This is a genomic window from Micromonospora acroterricola (assembly GCF_003172955.1).
In the GTDB taxonomy this organism is placed as follows: domain Bacteria; phylum Actinomycetota; class Actinomycetes; order Mycobacteriales; family Micromonosporaceae; genus Micromonospora; species Micromonospora acroterricola.
The window spans coordinates 1-17,679 of the sequence record NZ_QGKR01000305.1; the positions used below are offsets into that span (position 1 = coordinate 1).

Here is a 17,679-nt window from a genome sequence, read left to right on the forward strand (position 1 = left end):
GACCGGATCGGCCGCCGCCCGGGCGGGCGGGACGGGCCGCGCGCGCAAGCCGTAGAGTCGCGCCGTGATCGAGATCGGCGCGCAGGTCGACCTGTCCCACCCGCCGGACCGGGTGTGGCTCGCACTGACGGATCGGGAGCTGCTGGGCCGGTGGTTCGCCGAGGCCGAGACGGTGGCGGGAGTCCCGGACCGGCTCGTGCTGCACACGGCCGAGTTGCCCGGCTTCGACGCCAACGTCGAGGTCGAGGTGACGGAGCGGCGGGTGCCGGAGCTGCTCGCGATGCGCTGCGACGAGGCCGGCCGGCTCACCGAGCTGACCTGCGTCGTCACGGTCACCAAGCAGGGCTGTCGGCTGGCGGTCCGGGAGGTCACGACGCACGGCAGCTGGTCCGCCGAGCAGCACGACCCACGCGAGCAGCAGCTCCGGCAGGCGCTGACCGTGCGGCTGCCGGCCATTCTCGACTGGCTCGCGTTCCAGCAGGTCGACCTGCGGCGCGGCGAGGTCGGGATGACCACGGAACTGCCGACGATCGGCGCGCGCGGCCCGGCCGGCGCACGCCGCCGCCGTACGGTCGTCGCGGTGCTGGCCGGGGTCGTGCTGGTCGCCGGGTTGGCGGCGTGGGTCACGTTGCCCACCGAGCCGGACGGCGCCGCCGGACCGCCCACGGCGTCCTCGTCGCCGTCCTCGTCCTCGTCGTCGTCGACCGTGGCGGCCGTGGCGCCCACCGGCACGCCGAGGTCCGCGCCCTCGACGCGTCCGTCGCGGACCGCCGCGTCCGCGACCGCCCGCCCGAGCCGCACCCCGACGGCGAAGCCGTCCCCCACCCTCTCCTCGGTCCCGTCGGCGCCGCAGCCGCTGACCGCCAGCTACCGCACCGACTCCAGCCGGCTCTTCGGCTACACCGGCGAGGTGCGGGTCGACAACCCGGCGGGCGCGCCGGTGGCGGACTGGGTCGTGGTGGTCACCCTCGCCGAGGGCAGCAGCGTCGACGACGTCGACGGCGCTGACCTGCGGCGGGACGGGGAGACGTTCACCTTCACCGGGCCGGCCGTGCCGGCCGGTGGGTCGCAGACGTTCCGCTTCGACGTCCGCGACAGCCGACCGAAGGCCAGGGAGCCGGAGGGCTGCACGGTGGGCGGCAACCCGTGCGCGGGCCTCTGACGGGGGGTCGCGACGGTCGGTGCGAACGCCACGGCGGGTAGCCGTCGTTGCGCGTGCACCGGTTGGCGCCGCCCACGGCGGGCGGCCCGGGGCCCGCTGTGCGGTCGGCCGTCCCTAGGCTGGCGGCATGGCACTGCTGCACCGGGCGACCCTGCGCCCCACGAAGCTCGAACTGCTGGCGACCTGGTTGCCCGGCCGTCCCTGGTACCGGGGACCGGCCGGTGTCGAGGTGCGGAGCCGGGGCGCCTACCGCTTCGACGACCCGGCCGACGCGGTCGGCATCGAGACGATGCTGGTCGGCCCCGCCGACGGTCCGGTCCACCAGGTGCCGCTCACCTACCGCGCCGCGCCGCTGGACGGCGCCGACGACTGGCTGGTCGGCACCGCCGACCACTCGGTGCTCGGCCCCCGCTGGGTGTACGACGGCTGCGGCGACCCGGTGTACGCCGCGGTGCTGGCCCACGCGATCCTCTCGGGCAGCGGCCAGGCGGAGCAGTACGTCGAGGTCGACGGCCGGCGCGAGCTGCGCGAGCCGACCATGACGATCGTCGCCGGGAACCCCGGCGCGCCGTCGACCGGCGGTGTGCGACCAACGGCCGACGAGGACGCCACGCTCGTCGTCACCGACTCCGTCGAGCTGGTCGTCGTCCGCCGGCCCGGCCTCGGTGCGGTGGACGCCGCCGGTGCGGTGCTCAGCGGCAGCTGGGACGGGCAGCCGACGGCCGTGCCGCTGGCGTACGCGCGAGCGCGCTGACGACACGGCGGCCCGGCCCGGCCGGATCGGGTCGACGTGTCGGCCGGCCGGCCGTTACGGTCGGGGCGTGGTCACCGTCGCCGACGTGCGGGCCCTCGCACGGACGCTTCCGCGCAGCAGCGAGCACCTGATCCGGGACCGGGTGAAGTTCCGGGTCGGGTCGATCGTCTACGTCGCGTTCTCCCGGGACGAGGCGACGATGGGCTTCGGGTTTCCCCGGCAGGAGCGGGCCGGGCTGGTCGCCGCCGAGCCGGAGCTGTTCTTCCTGCCCGGCGAGGCCGACATGCGCTTCCACTGGGTGTGCTGCCACACGGCCCGACTCGAGCACGGCTACATGACCGAGCTGGTCACCGAGGCGTGGCGGATGGTGGTGCCGAAGTTCCTGGCCCGGCAGCGGCTCGGCGGCTGAGGGGCTGGCCTGCCGCGGGCGACCGGGCGCGGGCCGGAGACGGTCGACGGCCGCCCAGCCGGGGCCGACGGACGGCGGCGGGGGCCCGAGCAGTCGGGCCCCCGCCGCGGTCACCACTGAGCCGGTGGCGGCGGAGGCGACACCGGCGGCCGGTCGTCGCAGGTGATCGTGTTCGGCAGCAGCCACGGCGCCAGCCAGCCGCCGTCGTTGCCGCCGAGATCGGTCAGCGTGAACTCGGAGCCGGCCGGCGTGAAGTGGAAGGACCCGCAGTTGTTGACGCCGACCGCGCCCACGTTGCGGGCGTCCACGTTGGCGAACGAGGCGGACCCGGCCGAGCGGGCGCTGACCACCGAGGTGCCGGTGCCGTCGACCCGGATGTCCCGGAAGTGCACGTTGCTGATCGAGTAGAGGTCCTTCACCGGCCAGTCGCTGACCAGCATGATCGCGTTGTAGGTGCTGTCGAGGTACGCGTCGCCGACCACCTCGATCGTCGCGTCGATGCTCCGGTCCAGGGCGAAGAACCAGATGGCCCCCAGACCGATGTTCCAGTTCAGCTCGTACGTGCCGGCGCGGGCGGTGGTGTTGTTGGTGATCCAGAGGTGCCCGGTGAACGGCTCCGCGCCGAAACGCGAACCGGCGTGGATGCCACTGCCCTCGCGGACCGGGTCGGCGATGAGGTTGTTCGACACCGTGTTGTCCGTGCCGCCGTAGATGGCGATGCCGTTGGCCAGCGTCGGCGACTGCACGGTGTTGTGGTCGAACGTGTTCCGCGCGTTGGCCGTCTTCTCCGACCACATCGCCAGGCCGTCGTCGCCGGTGTTGCGGACGAAGTTGTGCGCGACGAGTGAGTCGGTCACGCCGGTGTGGAAGTTGAGCGCGTCCGCGATCTGGTCGACGATGATGTTGTTGGTGACGCGTACGTTCGTCATCGGGCCGTCGAACCACAGGCCCACCTTGGTGTGGTGCAGGTAGAGCCCGTCGATGGTCGAGTCGCTCATCGCCCCGCCGATCGCGTTGACCTGGTCGGTGTCGATGCGCTCCCGGACGTCGCCCTCGATGGCGAAGCCGGAGAGGTGGACGTTGCGGCTGCCGCCGTCGGCGGCGTCCCGGCCGTAGAACCCGACGCCGGTGTGGACGGAGCCGTCCGGCGCGGGCGTCGGCAGGGTGACCTCGCGACCCTTGATGACCGTGTACCAGTTGCCCGCGCCCTCGATGGTCACGTCGTCAACGGTGATGTGCCGGTTGACCTGGTAGGTGCCCGGCGGGATGTACACCTTCAGGTGGGTGCGCCGGGCGAAGGCGATGGCCCGGTCCAGGGCGTCGGCGGAGTCCCGCCGGCCGGTGGGGTCGGCGCCGAAGGCCAGCACGTTCGCCGCGAGGAGCCGGACGTGCGGCGGCGCCACCAGCTCGGAGTCGAGCAGGTCGATGACGGTCCAGGCGGCGGCGCTGCCGGGCGGCGCGGTGAGCCGGACCCGGTCACCGGCCCGGTAGGTGCGCCCGAGCAGGAGCCGCTGCTCGTCGTAGAAGTGGGTGGGCCGGAACGGCGTGCTGATGGTCGGGTACGGCGTGGTGGCCGACGGCACGCACGAGCACTCGGTGATCCACCAGTCCGGGTGCAGCAGCCCGGCCTGGGGGTCGTTGGAGAACGGGTACTGGTTGTAGAGCCACGAGTACTGCGAGGTCAGCGTCATGTCGCGCACGTGCCGGCCGTTGACCGCGACGCCCAGCGGGGCGGTGATCCCGCCGCCGTGCGGCGCGTCGGGGATGCTGTACCGCACGGTGATCGCGTTGGCGGCGCTGGGCAGGACGAACTCCACGTACTCGCCGGGGGTGAGCCGGACCGCACGGCGGCCGGAGGCCTCCGCGGGCAGCGTGTAGGCGGATCGGTCGGGGCCGATGACCTCGCCGGTGGTGCGGGCGTTCTCCGCCTCCTGCTCGACGAAGTCGACGTTCGCGCCGCGACCGGCGACCAGCGCCGGGCCGAGGGCCGCCCGGGTGACCACCGGCTGCGCGGCCGTGGGTGGCGCGGCGGTCGCGGCGGGCCCGCCGCCCAGCAGCGCGAGGACGGTCGCGGTCACGACCGCGCCCGCGGTCAGTGGCCGGTGGGTGCGTTGCCGCGCCGGCGTCCTGCTCCGGGACATGGGACTCTCCTCTGTGGTCCGCGGGCGCTCCACCGGCGCTCAGCATCGACCGTCATGATGCCAGTGGCGAATGTCACGTTGCAAGAGCTAGATGGAAACATGAAAAGCGACGACCGGTAAGCAGAAAGAAACCGACAAGCTGATGCGACTCTCCCCATTGCCCAGCTCCACCGCAGGGGCTGCCGGCGGGCGTAGGCTGAACCACGTGGATCAAGAAGACCGGATCGCCCTGTTCCTCGACTACGAGAACCTCGCGCTGGGGGCTCGCGACAACCGTGGCGGCATGGCCTTCGACTTTCGGCCCATCGCCGACGCGCTGGCCGAGCGGGGGCGCGTGGTGGTGCGCCGGGCGTACGCCGACTGGTCGTACTTCGACGAGGACCGGCGGATGCTCACCCGGTCCCATGTCGAGCTGATCGAGATCCCGCAACGGATGGGCGCCTCCCGCAAGAACGCGGCCGACATCAAGATGGCCGTGGACGCGATCGAGCTGGCCTTCGAGCGCGACTACATCTCCACCTTCGTGATCTGTAGCGGCGACAGCGACTTCACCCCGCTGGTGCACAAGCTCCGCGAGCTGAACAAGCGGGTCATCGGCGTCGGCGTCGAGGGGTCGACCTCGGCGCTGCTCCCGCCGGCGTGCGACGAGTTCCTCTACTACGACCGTCTGGAGGGTGTGGACATCCCGCCGACCCCCAGCCGGCGCGGTCGTGCCGTCCGGCAGGCGGGTCCGGACCAGCGTCCACCCGAGCCGGAGCGGGAGCACGAGCCGGAGGAGGGGCGGCAGCCGACGGGGGAGGAGCCGGGCCGGGACGTGGACGCCCTCGCCGTGCTGGTGGCCCAGACGGTGGCCGGGCTGCAGGGCAGCGCCAGCGGCGAGGTGACCGCCTCGCGGCTCAAGCGCACGCTGCTGCGCAAGGATCCGACGTTCAGCGAGTCCGACTACGGGTTCCGCACCTTCGGCGAACTGCTGCGCCACCTCGCCGTGCACACCGTGATCGAGCTGGCCGAGGGCCCCGCGAAGGGCGACCCGGAGGTCTCGCTGCCCGAGCACGGCGATCGGGAGGTGGCGTTCGGCCTACTGCGCGGGGTCGTGGCGGAGCTGGGCAGCAGCGGCAACCCGGTGGCGCTGTCCGGGCTGAAGAACCAGCTGCGCCGGGCCCGGCCCGACTTCAGCGAGAAGAAGCTCGGCTACCGCAGCTTCCTCCAGTTCTGCAAGGCCGCCGCTACCAGCGGTGCGGTCGATCTGCGATGGAGCCCCGAAGCCGACGACTACCTGCTCACCGCGCAGGGGTGAGCGCCGGCCGGTCCAGGGCCGGTCCGCTCACTGGCCTTTGGTCCCGGCCCTGATCGGCTGCTCAGGGTGGGAGGAGTGGCCGGGGTGGCTCCTCCGTGTTGAGAGTTGGCCGCAACTGCGCCCGAAATGCGGCTATCGCCCCGCCTTGAGCCCACCTGCGCCGTACCCCTGGCCGAGAAATTGCTATACGGTCGGCGAATGATGGTGGAGGAACACTGGTGGAACGGTGACACGACCCCGCGCGGGCGCCGGGACGTGTACATCCGTACTGACGGGCAGGGTTGGGAGGTCCGCGCCCAGATCGGTGGGGCGTCGGGTCGTGAGCGGGTGCAGCAGTGCCCCAGCCGGGCCTCGGCGGCCATCCTCGCCGACGCCTGGCGCGGCACCCACCCTTCCTGGCGCGAACTGACGCGCTGATCCGGCACCGGGCCGGGCCGGCAACGCTCCTGGGCTCCAGCCCGGCGCGGTCACCGGCCGGCCCGGCGCTCGGCCCTGGCCACCGGCCGACCCCAGGCTTCCTCGATCACGTGACGCTGCGCAGTCGTCGACGGGGCTGATCCGACCACCGAGCATCAAGTGATCAAGGGAGTGTCCCTCGATCCGGGCGGCTCAGCGCGTTCCGGCAATCCCCGTGTCCCCCGCGTCAGGCGGGGTACACCAGGAAGGCCGGTTCGCGCCCGATGGAGGTCGCCCATGTCGCAGGGTCCCGACGAGGAGAACCTGAGGATCGAGGAGGAGGCGCGGGAGGCCGAGCGTCGGCTGGCCGCGCTCACCGACCGGTTCGACGACGCGCTGACCGACGAGGAAGCCCGGGTGTCGGACCACGCCCGCACCGAACGCCAGGCCGACTAGGACAGGTCCCAGCCGGACCCGGGTGGCACCAGATCGACGGTGGGCGGTCAGGCCCGCACCGGGAGCACAACGCCCTCGGCAGCCGACCGGTGCGCCAGCTCGATCAGCTCGACGACGGCGACCGAGTCCCGCGGATCCACCGGCATCGGCGTGCCGTCCCGCAGCGCCGCCGCCACCTGCTGGTAGAAGCTCTGGTACGAGCCGGCCTCGGTGGGCACCGGCCGCAGCTCACCGTCGACGCCGAGCATCCCGTACCGCTCCGGCGGGACCTCGCCCCAGCCCGGCTGGCCCGGCCGGCCACCCTCGTGCAGCGCCGCCTCCTGCACGTCCAGCCCGTACGTGGTGTAGCCGGCCCGGTCGCCGAGCACCCGCAGCCGGGGCCCGAGCTGAGCGGTCACCGCGCTCATCCACAGGTGCGAGTGGACCCCGTTGGCGTGGGTCAACGCCACGAACGCGTCGTCGTCGACCTCGGCGCCCGCGCGGCGGCGGTCCACCTCCGCGTACACGCGGTCGACCGGGCCGAAGAGCTGCACCGCCTGGTCGACGAGGTGGGCGCCCAGGTCGAAGAGGGCGCCGCCGGCCTCCTCGGGCGCGGCCAGCTCCCGCCAGCCCTGCTTGATGGTCGGACGGAAACGCTCGAACCGGGACTCAAAGCGGAGCACCCGCCCCAACTCGCCCTGCTCCACGAGGCTGCGGGCGGTCCGGAAGTCGCCGTCCCAGCGGCGGTTCTGGAACACGGTCAGCGGCACTCCCCGGCGGTCGGCCTCCTCGACCAGCGCCCGGCTGTCGGCGGCGGTGGGGGCCAGCGGCTTGTCCACCACCACCGGCAGGCCGGCGGCCAGCGCGGCCCGGGCCAGCGGCACGTGCTGCCGGTTCGGCGTCGCCACCACCACGAGGTCCAGCGCGTCCGGCGTACGCCACAGCTCGTCGGCGTCGTCGACCAGGCGGGCCTCCGGGTGGTGCTGCCGGGCCTGCTCGCGCCGCTGCGGATCGCGTGTCACGATGGCGTCCAGCCGCAGCCCCGGCGTGGCGGCGATCAGCGGCGCGTGGAACACCCGGCCCGCCAGCCCGTACCCCAGCAGACCGACCCGCAGCGCCTCCGCCATGCCGTACTCCCGTCTCCCGGTCCGCGCACTGGTGGCGGCGGTCCCGGTCAGCGAATCTACGCCCCGGAGGGTCGGGCCCGACCCGGGCCCGCCGCTGGTCAGCTCGCCGGGTCCGCCCGCAGGTAGGTGAGCACCGCGAGCACCCGACGGTTGGTGTCGTCGCTGGGCGGCAGGTCGAGCTTCAGCAGGATGTTGCCGACGTGCTTGCCGACCGCCGCCTCGGTGACGTGCAGCCGGGCGGCGATCGACGCGTTGGACCGGCCCTCCGCGAGCAGCGCCAGCACCTCACGTTCCCGGGCGGAGAGCGCGGCGAGCGGGTCGCGCGGGCGGTGCAGCAACTGCCGGACCACGTCCGGGTCGATGGCGGTGCCACCTGCGGTGACCCGACGCAGCGTGTCGACGAACTCGGTCACCTCCGCCACCCGGTCCTTGAGCAGGTAGCCCACCCGCTGGCCGTCGCCGCTGTCCAGCAGCGCCGCGGCGTACCCGGTCTGCACGTACTGGCTGAGCACCACGACCGGAAGGCCGGGTCGCTCGGCGCGCAACGCCACGGCCGCGCGCAACCCGTCGTCGCGGCGGCCCGGCGGCATCCGGATGTCGGTCAGCACCAGGTCCGGCTGGTGCGCGCGGGCCGCGTCCAGCAGCTCCGGAGCCGACCCGACGGCGGCGCACACCGCGAAGTCGAACCGGGTCAGCAGCGCGACCAGACCCTCGCGCAGCAGCACCTCGTCCTCGGCGAGCACCACCCTGGTCACGGACGGCACGGCAGCTCCACCCGGACCAGGGTGGGCCCGCCGGGCGGGCTGGCGAGCAGCAGCCGGCCGTCCGCGGCGGCGACCCGGTCGGCGAGACCGGTCAGGCCGCTGCCCCGGGCGGGTTCGGCGCCCCCGCGGCCGTCGTCGGACACCTCGACGACGAGGTCACCGCCGGCGCGGGTGAGGCGCACCTCGGCACGGGTCGCCCCGGCGTGCCGCGCCACGTTGCCCAGCGCCTCGGACACCACGAAGTAGGCGGTGGTCTCGACGACCTCCGGCAGCTCGCCGTCGAGGTCGGCGCGGACGGTCACCGCGACCGTGGCGGCGTCGGCCAGCTCCCGTACGGCGCCGGCGAGGCCGAGGTCGGTGAGGCTCTGCGGCCGGATGCCGTGCACCAACTGCCGGAGCATCACCATCAGGCCCCGGGCCTGGTCGTGCGCGACGGCCAGCGGGCGGGCGGCGGGGGAGTCCTCGGGCACGTCCAGCCGGGCCAGCCCCAACTGAAGGGTGAGGCTGGTCAACCGGGGTTGCGCGCCGTCGTGCAGGTCGCGCTCGATCCGGCGCCGTTCGGCCTCGTACGCGCCGACGAGGCGGGTCCGGGACCGGGCGACCTCGCGCAGCGCGGCCGCGTCGACCGGCCAGGCCAACGCCCACCGGGCCACGGCGGCCTGGACGGCGGCGAGCAGGCCGGCCGCGTACCAGAGCACCGGGATGAGCAGCACGCCCACGATCGCGTACGGCACGGCCTCGCTGGCGCTGTTCACCGTGCGCCAGATGACGACCGGCTCGTTGTCGTCGCCGGCCAGCCAGGGGCTGGTCACCAGCCCGAGGTCGAGGAGCACCAGCAGCAGGAACACCCAGTACGCCACCGGCACGAACCCGCCCAGCCAGAACAGGTACGCCACCTCCCGCCAGCCGGCGGCGGTGCGGTAGCGGGCGGCCAGGCCCGGCCACGGCGACGGGGGCAGCGGGCGGCCGTCCACGAGGCCGAGCCGCCACCGCTCGACGGCGGCCACCGGGAAGCTCACGAGCGGCGCCAGCGCCAGCAGGGTGAGGCTGCCGACAGCCAGGAACAGGATGAGCGGGATCTCCGGTGGCCGGCCCTGCAGCCACACCGCGTTGAGGGCGGCCAGCAGGGGCCCGACGATCACGAGCAGCCCGACGGCGAGCACGCCGGCGACCGGCACGGTGCTGACCAGGTAGACCAGCGCGCGCCACGGCCAGGCGGAGACGAGCCAGCCCCGGCGGCGCAGCGCCTCGGCCAGGTGGCGGGGGTGTTCCGATGTCATGTCGCAGACGCTAATCGCCGTGCCGGGGCCGACCCAGCCGTCCAGATCCCCTCGTCGAGGTATGCCCAGACCTACCCTCGTCGCCCGTGCGCCGGCTCCGGTGACCGTGGGGTGACTGGTGTGGTACGGCCGGAAACGGGAAGAAGTCGCCGTCACGCGAGCCGTGTGACCTGTGCCGGCGGGGCTGGAGAGACATGGGTGCCAGAACCTTCGTGGCGGTCCGGCGGTGGTGACGGGAGACGCCGGACCCGCCAACCGTCCGGCCTCCGCGTGGGCGCCGCTGCGGACCGCCGTCTACCGCAACCTGTGGCTGGCCCTGCTCGCCGCCAACATCGGCACCTGGATGCAGACCGTCGGCGCGCAGTGGCTCCTCATCCACCACTCCAACGCCTCCACGCTGGTCGCCCTGGTCCAGACCGCCAGCCTGCTGCCGGTGCTGCTGCTGGCGCTGCCCGCCGGCGTGCTGGCCGACAGCTTCGACCGCCGGCACCTGCTGATCTCCGTGCAGCTGTTCCTGGTGGCGGTGGCGGTGGCGTTGACCCTGCTCACCCTCACCGACCGGATGCCGCCGGCGCTGCTGCTCACCCTCACCTTCGCGTTCGGGGTCGGGCAGGCGCTCACCCTGCCGGCCTGGGCGGCGGTGATCCCGGAGCTGGTGCCGCAGGACCAGCTGCGGTCGGCGTCCGCGCTCGGCTCGATCAGCGTGAACGTGGCGCGGGCGATCGGACCGGCGGTGGCCGGTGTGCTGATCGCCCGGACCGGCGTCGCCCCGGTCTTCGCGCTCAACGCCGTCGCGTTCCTGATCTTCGTGTACGCGTTGGCGCGGTGGCGGCCCGGCAACACCCGCGCGGTCGAGGTGCCCGAGCGGTTCACCGCGGCGCTGCGCGCCGGTGGCCGGTACGTGCGGCACTCGCCGACCGTCCGCCGGCTGTTGCGCCGCGCGATGGTCTTCGTGGTCCCGGCCAGCGCGGTCTGGGCGCTGCTGCCGCTGGTCGCCGACCGGCGGCTCGGGCTGGGCTCCGGCGGGTACGGTCTGCTGCTCGCGGCACTCGGGGTCGGGGCCGTCGCGGGTGGGCTGCTGCTGGCCATGATCCGGGACCGGCTGTCGGCCAACCAGCTCCTGTTCATCGCCGGGGTGCTGTTCACCGTCGCGCTCGCCGTCGTCGGCACGGTACGGGCGGTGCCGCTGGTGCTCGTCGCCCTGCTGCCCGCCGGGCTGGCCTGGGTGACGGTGCTCGCCAACGTGAACGCCGAGATGCAGCTCTTCCTGCCGAGCTGGGTGCGCGCCCGAGGGCTGGCCGTCTACCAGGTGTTCTTCGCCGGCGGGCAGGCGGTGGGCGCGCTCGTCTGGGGTCTGGTGGCCGACCTCGCCGGGCTGGTCACCGCCTTTCTCGCGGCGGCGGCGCTGATGCTGGTCGGCACCGTGACCAGCCGGATCTGGCCGCTGCCGGACCTGCGCGCGGTGAACCGGGACCCGGCCACCTACTGGCCGCGGCTGCACCTGGCGCACGAGCCGGACCCGAGAGTGGGGCCGGTGCTGGTGACGGTGCAGTACACGGTCCGGCCGGAGTGCACGCAACCGTTCCTGGCGGCGATGGACCTGGTGCGGGGCGCCCGCCAGCGGACCGGTGCGATGCGCTGGGGGCTGTTCCGGCCGGCCGAGACCACGGACCGGTTCGTCGAGGTGTACCTGGTGCCGTCCTGGGACGAGCACCTGCGCCAGCACGGCGGCCGGTTGACCGGCGAGGACCGCCAGGCCGAGGAGCGGGCCCGGGAGCTGACCGACGGCGAACCGGAGGTGCGGCACCTGGTGCCGGCCGCCGCCGGCCCGATGCTGGACGACGATCGGGAGGCGGTCTGACGGGGTGGTCACCGGCGCACGGGCCGGCCGGTCGACCGCCGGGCGGGACGGCGTACGGCGTACGGCCCGTTGTTAGGATGGCCGCACCATGGCGAGCGAGCGTAGGGCGACGGCGGACCCGGCCCGCAGCCTGGCCATCCTCTGGCGGACCCGGGAGCCCACCAGCCGCAGCGCCGGGTTGGCGCTCACCGTCGACCGGATCGTGCGGGCCGCCATCGCCATCGCGGACGCCGAGGGCCTCGACGCGCTGACCATGCGCCGGGTCGCCGAGGCGCTGGGCGTCGGCACCATGTCGGTCTACACGTACGTTCCGGGCAAGGCCGAACTCGTCGACGTCATGATCGACACCGCGTACGGCGAGATGCCCCGCGAGGCGGTCGCCGGGGACTGGCGGGCGCGGCTGGAGCGGATCGCCAGGGACAATCTCGCGCTCTACCGGCGCCACCCCTGGATGCTGCGCGCCGAGACGACCCGACCGGTGCTCGGGCCCCACCTGGTGGCCAAGTACGACCACGAGCTCAGCGCGGTCGCGGACATCGGTCTCACCGACGTGGAGATGGACGCCGTGCTCACCCTCGTCCTCGGGCACGTGAAGAGCGCCGCCCGCGCCGCGTCCGAGGTGGTCGACCTGGAGCGGGAGACCGGCATGACCGACGGCCAGTGGTGGCAGTCGCACGCGCCCTGGCTGGAGAGGTTCATGAGCGCCGGCAGCTATCCGACCGCCGCCCGGGTCGGCACCGCGGCCGGCCAGCAGCACGGCGCCGCGTACGGGCCGGAGTACGCCTTCGAGTTCGGCCTGCAACGGGTCCTCGACGGCATCTCGGTGGTGGTCGCCGAGCGGGCGGCGGCCGGCGAGCCCGCGTAGCTCCACCGGGCGTCGCCCATCAGGGGTACTGCGTCACCAGGGGTTCGTTCTCCTCCACGAAGTACGTCGACAGCATCATCGTGGTGGTGTCGTCGGTGACGTTGCGGGCGTTGTGGATCGTCCGGGGCGGGATCAGGAACGGCTCCCCGGCGTGGATGGTGAGCGTCGGCCGGTCGTCGAACTCCATGTCCACCGTGCCGCGGATGAGGAAGCCGACCTCCTCGCCGGGATGGCTGTGCCGCCCCGACGCCAGCCCGACCGGGATCTCGAAGAGCGTCTGCACGATCAGGCGGCCCGGCGCGGAGGCGGGGTGTCGTTGCAGCTCGGTGCGCTTGACGCTGGGCGCCGACGCGTCGCCGGGATCCTTCGCCACGAGCCCCTCCGGGTTCCGCACGGCGTCTGCGCTCGTGCCCCAGACGCAGGTGACTCTAGTGGGATCCGCCCCGCGCCACGGCCGAAACGGTCTGTTGACCGGTGTCCGTGCACCCGGCGGGGGACAGCGCCGCCGACCCGGAGCGGCGGGCCCGCACGGAACCGACCCGGACCCGGCCGTCCGGGTGGTACGACTGGATCGGCGGCGACACCGGGGGCCGGGAAGGATGGCGATGGCGAACGGGCTTCCGGGACGGCTGCCGCAGCGGCGCGGGAACCCCCGGCGGGCGTCGTTCCTGGAGCTCTTCCTCCACCCGGCCGTCATCCTCGCGCTGACCCGGGCGCCGCTCGACCGGGGTCACCGGCGTCCGGCGGACGGGCCGGTCGACCGGCGGCGGACCGATGTCTGAGGGGACCCCGAGCCACCGCGGCGGGCTGGCGCCACACGACATCGTGGAGCTGCGGGTGCACGGCGTCTCAGGCGCACGGCCCGAGCGGGTCCTCGGCCGGGCGCACGTCCAGCAGATCGCTGGTGACAGCAGCGGTGGCTTCCACCGCCCCGTTTCCGGGCGGCAGCCCGGCGACACCGACCCGGACGGGGTGGCGCTGGAGGCGTACCGGTGGGGCGACCTGCCCTCGGGCACGGTGGCGCGGACGCTCTCCCTGGTCCTCCTGCTGCCGTTCATGCTCAGCAACGTGGCGGTCTGGATGCGACCGGTGGGCCGGGGCAGCGGGTCCGGTGTCACGGTGCTGTGCCGGCTCCTCGCGCTCAACCTCACCGCGCTGTTCGTGCTGTCGATCGCCGGTGTGGCGCTCGACTCGCTCGCCTGGCGGTGTCTCGGTGTCGCCCGCTGCCCGGCTCCCTTCGCCGGGATGGTCGAGCTCGAGGGCCGGCAGGTCGGGCAGCGACTGGCGGTGCTGGCTCTGCTGCCGGTCGCCGCCGTCGTCCTCCTCCGCCTGCTGGGTGCCCGCCGGCGCCGTCCGGTCGCCCACCCGCTGTGGGCGGTCGAGCCACTCGTGGGACGGCTGCGGGCGATCCATGTCGCCACCGCGCTCGCCGTGCTCGACCTGGTGTTGCTCGAGGCCCGTTCCAGCGGCGGCGGACGGACGACCGCGTCGATCGTGCTGCTGGCGCTCACCGGGGCGGTGCTGCTGGTCTGCGTCGGCCTGCTCGCCGTCCCGGGGCTGCTGGACGGTGCGGCGACCGCGCGGGCGGCCACCTGGACCGCCGAGACGGTACGGGTGCTGGCGTACGGCATCAGCGTTGCCGCCTTCGCCGCCGTCGCCCTGGACGAGCGCGGCTGGCCGCCGTCACCCGGGCTGCCGGGCTACGGCCCGGTCGTCAGCTGGGCGATGCTCGGCCAGATGGCACTGCTCGTGGTGCTGAGCGGGCTGGTGCTGTGGCACTACGCCCGGGGGGACCGCCGCTCCGCTCTGCCCACCGGGCTGGGCGCGGCGGTCGTGGCGGCGATCGCGGTCGGCCTGGCCGGCGCGTTCTCCTCCGATCTGGTCTACCAGACCGGGAATCTGCTCGGCGGCTACGAGCGTGACGGTGGGCCGCCGCTGCCGTACCAGTGGACGGTCCTGGCCTTCTTCCTCCACGTGAGCGCCGGCGTGCTGCTCTGCGGCGCGTTGACCCTCACCTCGCGGGCACCCAGGTGGCGTGCCGCGGCGGCGATCACCGCCGGGGACTTCCCGTCCCCGCCACCGGGGGCCGCCGAGCAGCTGAAGCAGGTGACGAGGGCCATCGCTCGTGCGCGGTTCACCGAGAGGTTGGCAATGCTCAGCGTGGCGTACGCGGCGTTGGCGGCGATCGGCCTGACCACGGGCGTGCTGGGGCTGTTCGGGCTGGAACCGGACCGGCTGGGGCGTCTCCTCGGGCTGCCGGCCGGGTCCGTCGGTTTCGGCCTCGCCGTGGGCAGCTACCTCACCGCCAGCGTGGTGCTGGCCCTGCTGTTGGGCGGGATCCTCGCCTACCGGACGGCGTGGTTCCGCCGGCACGTCGGCATCCTGTGGGACCTGGGCACCTTCTGGCCTCGGGCCGCCCACCCGTTCGCACCACCGAGCTACGCCGACCGGGCGGTGCCGGAGCTGGTCGACCGGATCACCCAGCTCGCCGAGCGACACGCCGGGGTGCTGCTCTGTGGGCACAGCCACGGCTCGGCGCTGCTGGCCCTCGCGGTGCTGCGGCTGCCCCCGGAGGTGCGCCAACGGGTCGCGCTGCTCACCTACGGGTCCCCGCTGGGCCGCCTGTACGCCCGACTGTTCCCGGCGTACCTGAACCAGGGGGTGCTGCGCGAGGTGGGGGAGCGGATCGGGTGGCGGTGGCTGAACCTGTGGCGCGACACCGACCCGGTGGGCGGGTGGATCTTCGCCGCGCACCGGCCCGGCGATTCGTCCCCGGATCCCTCCGACCCGGCCATGCGGGTCGATCGGCGGCTGCGGGACCCACGGGACGTGCTTCCGCGGCCGGGGGAACGTCGGCCGCCGCCACTGCGGGGGCACCAGCCGGGCGAGAACGACCCCGAGTTCCGGGCGGCGGTACGCGAACTCGTCGGACGACTACGCGACCCCGGCCGCTGCTGAACGATGGAGGGACCGGTGCCGTTCGGAACCGACCGTCACCGGTCCTCCGGCAGCCGCTCGGATTCCGCGACCACCGCCCGCACCTTGCGCAGGGTGGCCTCGGGCGAGCGGATCGCGGCACGCCACCGGTCCAGCGTGCGGGTGAGCACCCGGACCACGAACTGCAACTGGTTGACCTGCTCGCGCAGCGCCCCCAGCTCCGATCGGGCGTTCAGCGCCTCCTCCTCCAGCTCGGTGATCCGGGTGTGTAGCGGCTGCACCAGGGTGAGGGCGGCCTCGGTGAGGGTGTCGGCCGCGTCGGCCTTGAACTTGCCCCGTTGTACAACGACGGTGGCGATGGCGGCCAGACCGGTGGTGCCGCCGAGGATGCCGAACGCGCTGAGCGCCACCTGCAACCACGGGGGTGCGTTGGGTGCCGGTGTGGAGATCACGGAATACCGCCTTATACCGATTCGTGGATCGTGCACTGACTGGCACGGGCCAGCCGGCGGAGGTCGATGGCGATCTGGACGGCCCGCCACAGGGACCCGACGGCGAGGGCGGTGATGAACGACGCCGCCGCGACGGCCTGCCGGCCCGACACGACCAGCAGTGCCATCGTGTACATCCCGCTGATGGTGCCGAACACCACGACCGACGCGAGCTCGATGCCGAGCCCGGTGGAGAGCCGGCCGGGCCACAGGATGCCCAGCAGACCGCCCGCGCCGACCGCGATCAGACCGATCTCCCAACCGATCTGGATCGGCACGGGCATCGACATCTGGACCGAGCTCGGCCGGACGCCGAGCGTGAGCAGCAGGACTCCGCAGATGGGAGCCATGGCCAGGGCGGCCACCTCGAATGGCTGGTGCCGGGACCGGATGCGCAGATGCCCCACGGCGACTCCTTGGTCGAGGATCGTCGTCACCCGCCACGGCCGGCGGACCGTTGCCGTGTGGACGGGGCGCGACCGCGCTGCGGTCCGTGCGGCGAAGCCCGGGGTGGTGACGGTGCGTGGACGGTCGGTGGTCGAGGGGGACGACTCGCCGTCGTTGGCTGCCGGTATCTGCCTGTGTAGCACCGATCGGGAGGTGGCGTCCACTTTGTGTAACGTCGCATATCCGCAGGTCAGAGCAACTTCAGGGGCGCTGCCGGGTTGGCGCGCTGGGGAACGGAACGGGCCGGCCGCACCACACCACCACGTGACACCGAGTGTCGGAGATCTTACTTCCGTGGCTGGCGGGTGCGGCCGGCCGCAGGGCTACCGCGCGAGCAGGGCCCGCAGCTCCCGGACCACCTCGGCCGGCGCCTCCTCGGCCATGAAGTGCCCGCAGGTGACCGTCCGGTGCGCCAGGTCCGGTGCCCAGGCCCGCCACAGCCCGGCCGCGTCGTACCCGAGTGCCGCGCCCCAGTCCTGCTGCAGCACCGTCACCGGCATCCGCAGCTGGTTGCCGGCCGCCCGGTCGGCGGCGTCGTGGGCGACGTCGACCCCGGCGGACGCCCGGTAGTCGGCCACGATCGAGGTGACCGCGTCCCGGGACGCGCGCAGGTACGCGTCCCGCACCTCCGCCGGCAACGCCTCGGGATCACGGGTCCAGGCGTCCAGGAAGTGACCGAAGAAAGCGTCCGGGCTGCCGCCGATCAGCTTCTCCGGCAGGCCCGGAGGCTGCGCCATCAGGTACAGGTGGAAGGCGACGGCGGCGGTGACGCCGTGCAGCACGTCCCACATGTCCAGCGTGGGCAGCACGTCGAGCAGGGCGAGCCGGGTGATCGCCTCCGGGTGGTCGAGGCCGGCGCGGAACGCGACCAGAGCGCCCCGGTCGTGGCCGGCCAGCGCGAAGCGCTCGTGGCCGAGCGCCCGGGCCAGGGCCACGATGTCGGCGGCCATGACGCGCTTGGCGTACCCGCTCCCGTCGGTGTCGACGGGCTTGTCGCTGTCGCCGTAGCCGCGCAGGTCGGGGCAGATGACCGTGTGGTCGGCGGCCAGGTCGGCCGCGACGTGCCGCCACATGAGGTGGGTCTGCGGGAAGCCGTGCAGCAGCACGATCGGCGGGCCGGAGCCGCCGACGGCGACGTTGAGCGTCACGCCGTCGGCGACGGTGACGCGTCGGTAGTCGAATCCGTTGATCCTGGGGTCCACGGGGAACCTTCCTGGTGCGCAGGGCCGGCGGGGGCGGTGGCCCCTCGCCGTCGTACCTGGTCGAGGTTGCCCCGCGCCGATCAGCAGCCGGTCAGTGCCGGATCCTGTCTC

At 73.8% G+C, this 17,679-nt stretch carries 18 protein-coding genes; 10 read left to right on the forward strand and 8 right to left on the reverse strand.

Translation table 11 applies throughout. The features are described 5' to 3' along the window. Positions 1–64 precede the first annotated feature (64 nt). The 3 genes from DKT68_RS26780 (at position 65) to DKT68_RS26790 (ending at position 2,325) form a co-directional block, all read left to right on the forward strand. Positions 65–1,162 (forward strand): cellulose binding domain-containing protein, encoded by a 1,098-nt coding sequence (locus DKT68_RS26780; RefSeq protein ID WP_109820156.1) that lies wholly within the window; start codon positions 65–67, stop codon positions 1,160–1,162. 127 nt (positions 1,163–1,289) lie between these two features. Further along, positions 1,290–1,916, forward strand: a complete 627-nt coding sequence (locus tag DKT68_RS26785; RefSeq protein ID WP_109820157.1) for a CG0192-related protein — start codon at positions 1,290–1,292, stop codon at positions 1,914–1,916. 67 nt (positions 1,917–1,983) lie between these two features. Further along, a complete protein-coding gene (locus DKT68_RS26790) occupies positions 1,984–2,325 on the forward strand; it encodes an MmcQ/YjbR family DNA-binding protein (protein ID WP_109820158.1) in 342 nt (113 codons plus the stop codon). 110 nt (positions 2,326–2,435) lie between these two features. On the opposite strand, the gene DKT68_RS26795 is transcribed toward DKT68_RS26790, so the two are convergent. Then, the gene (locus DKT68_RS26795; protein ID WP_109820159.1) at positions 2,436–4,466 is read right to left on the reverse strand and encodes a glycosyl hydrolase family 28-related protein; all 2,031 of its coding nucleotides are present in this window, start codon (positions 4,464–4,466) and stop codon (positions 2,436–2,438) included. A 205-nt stretch (positions 4,467–4,671) separates the two neighbouring features. Here DKT68_RS26795 and DKT68_RS26800 point away from each other — a divergent pair, with 205 nt between their 5' ends. From DKT68_RS26800 to DKT68_RS31255, 3 genes are all read left to right on the forward strand, one after another. Further along, positions 4,672–5,763: a PIN domain-containing protein gene (locus DKT68_RS26800; protein WP_109820160.1), complete on the forward strand. Its 1,092-nt coding sequence runs from the start codon at positions 4,672–4,674 to the stop codon at positions 5,761–5,763. A gap of 198 nt (positions 5,764–5,961) precedes the next feature. Continuing rightward, positions 5,962–6,180 carry a hypothetical protein gene (locus DKT68_RS26805; protein WP_074318338.1) on the forward strand — a complete coding sequence of 73 codons (219 nt, stop codon included), beginning with the start codon at positions 5,962–5,964 and terminating at the stop codon, positions 6,178–6,180. A gap of 276 nt (positions 6,181–6,456) precedes the next feature. Continuing rightward, positions 6,457–6,615 (forward strand): hypothetical protein, encoded by a 159-nt coding sequence (locus DKT68_RS31255; protein ID WP_161556704.1) that lies wholly within the window; start codon positions 6,457–6,459, stop codon positions 6,613–6,615. Positions 6,616–6,662: 47 nt separating this feature from the next. Here the strand turns inward: DKT68_RS31255 and DKT68_RS26810 are convergent, their stop codons facing one another. From DKT68_RS26810 to DKT68_RS26820, 3 genes are all read right to left on the reverse strand, one after another. Further along, entirely contained in the window at positions 6,663–7,721 is a 1,059-nt protein-coding gene (locus DKT68_RS26810; RefSeq protein ID WP_109820161.1) for a Gfo/Idh/MocA family oxidoreductase, read from the reverse strand. A 98-nt stretch (positions 7,722–7,819) separates the two neighbouring features. Beyond that, positions 7,820–8,485, reverse strand: a complete 666-nt coding sequence (locus tag DKT68_RS26815) for a response regulator transcription factor (protein WP_109820162.1) — start codon at positions 8,483–8,485, stop codon at positions 7,820–7,822. Then, positions 8,473–9,765 (reverse strand): sensor histidine kinase, encoded by a 1,293-nt coding sequence (locus DKT68_RS26820; protein WP_109820163.1) that lies wholly within the window; start codon positions 9,763–9,765, stop codon positions 8,473–8,475. Before DKT68_RS26820 ends, DKT68_RS26815 begins: the two co-directional genes overlap by 13 nt. A 226-nt stretch (positions 9,766–9,991) precedes the next feature. On the opposite strand from DKT68_RS26820, the gene DKT68_RS26825 reads away from it, so the two are divergent. Together DKT68_RS26825 and DKT68_RS26830 are read left to right on the forward strand one after the other, a co-directional pair. After that, complete coding sequence (locus DKT68_RS26825) at positions 9,992–11,626, forward strand: MFS transporter (RefSeq protein WP_109820164.1); 1,635 nt, start codon at positions 9,992–9,994, stop codon at positions 11,624–11,626. Between the two features lie 88 nt (positions 11,627–11,714). Further along, complete coding sequence (locus DKT68_RS26830) at positions 11,715–12,491, forward strand: TetR/AcrR family transcriptional regulator (RefSeq protein ID WP_109820165.1); 777 nt, start codon at positions 11,715–11,717, stop codon at positions 12,489–12,491. A gap of 19 nt (positions 12,492–12,510) precedes the next feature. Here DKT68_RS26830 and DKT68_RS32220 read toward each other — a convergent pair whose 3' ends face one another. After that, positions 12,511–12,864 carry a cupin domain-containing protein gene (locus tag DKT68_RS32220; protein ID WP_236647087.1) on the reverse strand — a complete coding sequence of 118 codons (354 nt, stop codon included), beginning with the start codon at positions 12,862–12,864 and terminating at the stop codon, positions 12,511–12,513. 232 nt (positions 12,865–13,096) lie between these two features. Here DKT68_RS32220 and DKT68_RS32225 point away from each other — a divergent pair, with 232 nt between their 5' ends. Together DKT68_RS32225 and DKT68_RS26840 are read left to right on the forward strand one after the other, a co-directional pair. Then, complete coding sequence (locus DKT68_RS32225) at positions 13,097–13,273, forward strand: hypothetical protein (protein ID WP_236647088.1); 177 nt, start codon at positions 13,097–13,099, stop codon at positions 13,271–13,273. After that, positions 13,266–15,449, forward strand: a complete 2,184-nt coding sequence (locus DKT68_RS26840; protein WP_109820167.1) for a hypothetical protein — start codon at positions 13,266–13,268, stop codon at positions 15,447–15,449. The genes DKT68_RS32225 and DKT68_RS26840 overlap by 8 nt, the downstream gene beginning before the upstream one ends. A 35-nt stretch (positions 15,450–15,484) precedes the next feature. Here DKT68_RS26840 and DKT68_RS26845 read toward each other — a convergent pair whose 3' ends face one another. The 3 genes from DKT68_RS26845 to DKT68_RS26855 form a co-directional block, all read right to left on the reverse strand. Further along, entirely contained in the window at positions 15,485–15,880 is a 396-nt protein-coding gene (locus DKT68_RS26845; protein ID WP_109820168.1) for a hypothetical protein, read from the reverse strand. Between the two features lie 11 nt (positions 15,881–15,891). Beyond that, positions 15,892–16,326 carry a hypothetical protein gene (locus DKT68_RS26850; protein WP_146218438.1) on the reverse strand — a complete coding sequence of 145 codons (435 nt, stop codon included), beginning with the start codon at positions 16,324–16,326 and terminating at the stop codon, positions 15,892–15,894. Between the two features lie 363 nt (positions 16,327–16,689). After that, on the reverse strand, positions 16,690–17,568 hold the full coding sequence (locus DKT68_RS26855) for an alpha/beta fold hydrolase (protein WP_109820170.1): 879 nt from the start codon (positions 17,566–17,568) through the stop codon (positions 16,690–16,692). Positions 17,569–17,679: the final 111 nt, after the last annotated feature.

What these genes read in the sequence shown, in the direction of transcription:
- DKT68_RS26830 (WP_109820165.1), top strand. Translation starts at nt 11,715, where the DNA reads ATGGCGAGCGAGCGTAGGGCGACGGCGGACCCGGCCCGCAGCCTGGCC.
- DKT68_RS26840 (WP_109820167.1), top strand. Translation starts at nt 13,266, where the DNA reads ATGTCTGAGGGGACCCCGAGCCACCGCGGCGGGCTGGCGCCACACGAC.
- DKT68_RS26810 (WP_109820161.1), bottom strand. Translation starts at nt 7,721, where the DNA reads ATGGCGGAGGCGCTGCGGGTCGGTCTGCTGGGGTACGGGCTGGCGGGC.
- DKT68_RS26805 (WP_074318338.1), top strand. Translation starts at nt 5,962, where the DNA reads ATGATGGTGGAGGAACACTGGTGGAACGGTGACACGACCCCGCGCGGG.
- DKT68_RS26795 (WP_109820159.1), bottom strand. Translation starts at nt 4,466, where the DNA reads ATGTCCCGGAGCAGGACGCCGGCGCGGCAACGCACCCACCGGCCACTG.
- DKT68_RS31255 (WP_161556704.1), top strand. Translation starts at nt 6,457, where the DNA reads ATGTCGCAGGGTCCCGACGAGGAGAACCTGAGGATCGAGGAGGAGGCG.
- DKT68_RS26820 (WP_109820163.1), bottom strand. Translation starts at nt 9,765, where the DNA reads ATGACATCGGAACACCCCCGCCACCTGGCCGAGGCGCTGCGCCGCCGG.
- DKT68_RS26785 (WP_109820157.1), top strand. Translation starts at nt 1,290, where the DNA reads ATGGCACTGCTGCACCGGGCGACCCTGCGCCCCACGAAGCTCGAACTG.
- DKT68_RS32225 (WP_236647088.1), top strand. Translation starts at nt 13,097, where the DNA reads ATGGCGAACGGGCTTCCGGGACGGCTGCCGCAGCGGCGCGGGAACCCC.